Origin of the sequence: Roseicyclus sp., from assembly GCF_052168335.1 — a bacterium.
Lineage (GTDB): Bacteria > Pseudomonadota > Alphaproteobacteria > Rhodobacterales > Rhodobacteraceae > Roseibacterium.
In genome coordinates this window covers 1-3,424 of sequence record NZ_JBQLZP010000129.1, presented here as the reverse complement: position 1 = coordinate 3,424, position 3,424 = coordinate 1, and the positions used below count along the sequence as shown (strand labels likewise).

Here is a 3,424-nt window from a genome sequence, read left to right as displayed (position 1 = left end):
CCTCGCCCTCGTGCAGGTAGAGCGCCATGTAGGTCAGCTCCTGGCTGTTCATGTCGAGGAGCATGGCATAGTCGCACTGGTAGGCCTGGAAGGTCCGCGCCATGCCCGAGGGCGTCGCGCTGGAGAAATAGGCGTAGATCAGGAACTGGCGGTCCTCGACCGTGCGCATGCAGGCGCCCGCGCGCAGCGTCCTGAGGTTCGCCTCCGCCGAGCCCGACCAGTTGCCGCCGCCCCACGAGGTCACGCGGTCGCCCGGCACGCCGTTCTCGATCAGCGGCACGCCGTTCTGCCGCGCCATGACGACCTCCGGAAAGAGGTCCATGTGCGCGTCCGACCAGCTCTCCATCCGCACCTCGCCGTCGGTGGTGACGTAGAGCGTGGCGAGGTTCGGCCAGAGCCGCGAGAGCATCACGCCGTTCTGCACGAAGCCGTAATGGTTGCCGTAGTTGAACCCCGCGTAGTCGCCGAAGCGCCAGGCGCCGTGGTCGCGCTTGAACCCGCCGGTGAAGATCGCGGCCACGTCCTCGACCAGCGCGGGCGAGAGCGTGCCCGTCAGGACCAGCGGATCGGGGCGGGAGAAGCCGTCGGGCCCCGCGCCGTTGTGCCGTTGCGCGGGCCGCGAGGACCAGCCGAGGTCGGGGTGGTCGGTGCCAAGCTCGTAGCCGATCTCGAAGCGCGACATGTCGAAGGCGACGAGGTAGACGTCGGCGCCGTTCTCGACCCCGTCGAGCCAGTTGGCACCGGGCACGTCGAAGACCGACGCGGCGATCATGCCGGGCTGCATGACGCTGGCATAGATGCCGGGCGCGCCGTCCACCTCGTACCAGGCGCCGGCCTGCATCCCGGCCTCGGCGCCCACGAGGTCGAAGCCCATGAAGGGCCGCATCACCGGCGTCCGGTCGAGGCGCGCGGTGCCCAGTAGCTCGACCCCGCTCGCCTCCTCGACCCCGTCGACCTCCTCGGAGGAGACCATGAAGGCGTCCTCGTAGAAGGCGCCCTTGATGAGGTTCACGATGGAATCGCCGAAGATGACGTTCTCGCGCAGGAAGTCCGACACCGCCTCGCGCGTGGTGCGGTTTCCGTCCACGGGGTTGCGCAGGAACAGGCCCCAGTCGCAGAGCGGCGCGTAGGGCAGGCCCGTCGCCCGCGCCTCCGCCAGATCGCCCGTCCAGGGCGCGCAGAGCACCACGTCGCCGAGGTCGTCCTCGAGCCGGATCGCGGGCGCGCCGCCGTCATCGCTCAGCGAGACCTGCCAGACCCCGGGGTCGGCGTTCTCGAGGTGATAGGACGTGACCGCGCCGCCGGGCGCGACGACCTCCAGCACGAACCAGGAATTGACGTGCGGGTTCAGCGAGGTCAGCCGGTAGGTGGTGCCGTCCGCCGCCGTCGCCTCCTGCCGGCCGAGCCAGGGCTGGAGCGCCCAGATCGACCCCGGGACGGAGGAGCGGAACACCTCGAGCCGGGCCTCCAGCGTCGCTTCGTCGGGAGGGGCGATTCCCTCGGCCTCGGCCAGCGACGGCGAGGCGAGAAGCGACAGCGCGACAATTGCGGTGCCGGCAACGAACGTGGATTTCGACACGAAGCACTCCATCGGAAAAAAGTAGGCCGGAGGCTGCCGTTCTGACGCACCGGTGGGGAAATTCTCGGGCGGGATTGTTGCAATAACTCGGCCATCGACGCAACGGCGGGAAACCTCCGGGCGCGGACAAAACCCCGCTCCGTGGCAGCGCCACGGCATGTTGCCGGCACGTTACCGGAGACCCAGCGGATTAACCAAGTTTTAACCGCAGTTGGGGAAGCATCGTCCCCGGGGGACAGCCCGCATCGCGACCGCACGAGACTCCGCTCCGCCTCTCCGGCGGCGGTCTCCCCGTGGCCGCCGGGAGCCCGCCGAAGGGTGCAAAGCGCGTATGCCGAGGGGTCGACATGAGCGGTGAAGCAACGGCGAGATACGTCGAATGGCGTGGTGCGGCCGCGGCCTTTTCGGAAGGCGACCTGCGGCTCGCGGCGCAACTGTCGCGGGCCGGGCTCGACCGGACGCCCGGGGATCGTGACCTGCTGCGCCTCCTGCTCGTGATGCAACTCGCGCTGCGCGACATCGCCACGGCACAGGAGACGGCCGACCGTCTCGCCGAGGCGGCGCTCACATCGGCCTCGTTCGAGGTGCTGATCTCGGCGCGGCTCGCGGACGGGCGGGTGGCCTGCGCGCGCGACCTCGTGGCGCGCGCCGTCTCCGAGGGGCTGGAGCCCGCTGCCCTCGAGGCCGCGCGCGCCCGCATCGCGCTCCACTTGGGCGACATGGCCGCGGCGCGGGCCATTCTCGTGCGCGGGATCGAGCGGACGCCGGGGGCGACCGGCCTCAGGGCGCTGATGGCGGAGGTCCTGATGGCGGACGGCGGTGCGGCCCATGCCCGCGACGTGATCGGCCGCCTCGGCCTGCCGCCCACGGCGCCCGGCCCTGAAGCCGCGCTTCCCGATCGCGCGCACCCGCCGCTCAGCCGGGAGGCCTGAGGGCGGCCCAAAAAAGGCAACGGCCCCGCCGCGCAGGACGGGGCCGTCAGGCGTCAGGATGTGCGGCTCACTCGCTCTTGGTGCCGATGGCCCAGAGGCGGATGCGTTTGGAGAGCCAGTCGATCGCGAAGATGATGACCAGCACGTTCAGCACCACGAAGGCCACCTGGTCGTAGAGCGAGGCGCGGAAACGCTCGATCAGGATCATGCCGATGCCGCCCGCGCCGACAATCCCGAGGATCGTGGCCGAGCGGGTGTTGCTCTCCCAGAAGTACAGCGACTGCGAGATGAACACCGGCAGCACCTGCGGGATGTAGCCGTAGCGGATCACGCCGAGCGGCCCCGCCCCGGTGGCGCGCACGCCCTCCACCTGCTTGCGGTCGATGTTCTCGATGGCCTCCGAGTAGAGCTTGGACAGCGTGCCGAGGTCCGAGACGAAGATCGCGAGCACGCCGGCCAGCGGCCCGAGGCCCACGGCCCGGACGAAGACGAGGCCCCAGATGAGCTGGTCGATGCCCCTGAGCACGTCGAGAAGCCGCCGCACCGCCTGCCGCACGATGGCGAAGGGCATGACGTTCCGCGCGGCCAGGAAGCCCAGGAAGAGCGAGCCGATGGTGCCCAGAAGCGTGCCGAGGAAGGCCATGGCCAGCGTCTGCGCGATGGCGCGGTAGATGTTGGCATACTGCCAGGTCTCCATGTCCTCCCAGACGACGAAGGCCCGCAGGAGCGCCAGCGCACGCTCCGAGGCGTCGAGGAGCTTGCCGAACTCGAAGAACCAGACCGAGAAGCCCATGTAGGCCACCGCCGCCACGAGCCAGCCCCAGCGCCGGAGGAGACGTCCGGGCGTCATGAAGGCCGAGGGATGCGCCGCGCGGGCGCGGTCGACCTGCTCGGGCGTGACGGCCGAGATCGA

At 70.3% G+C, this 3,424-nt stretch carries 3 protein-coding genes; 1 reads left to right on the top strand and 2 read right to left on the bottom strand.

The annotated features are described in order from the left end of the window. Positions 1-1,579 (bottom strand): hypothetical protein (locus tag ACTS11_RS04175; RefSeq protein ID WP_442639086.1); only part of this gene is annotated, 1,579 nt, incomplete at its 3' end. Between the two features lie 347 nt (positions 1,580-1,926). On the opposite strand from ACTS11_RS04175, the gene ACTS11_RS04170 reads away from it, so the two are divergent. Further along, entirely contained in the window at positions 1,927-2,511 is a 585-nt protein-coding gene (locus ACTS11_RS04170) for a hypothetical protein (RefSeq protein ID WP_442639085.1), read from the top strand. Between the two features lie 67 nt (positions 2,512-2,578). Here ACTS11_RS04170 and phnE read toward each other — a convergent pair. Continuing rightward, positions 2,579-3,424, bottom strand: an 846-nt coding sequence (gene phnE, locus ACTS11_RS04165; protein WP_442639084.1) for a phosphonate ABC transporter, permease protein PhnE, incomplete at its 5' end; no start/stop codon positions are given.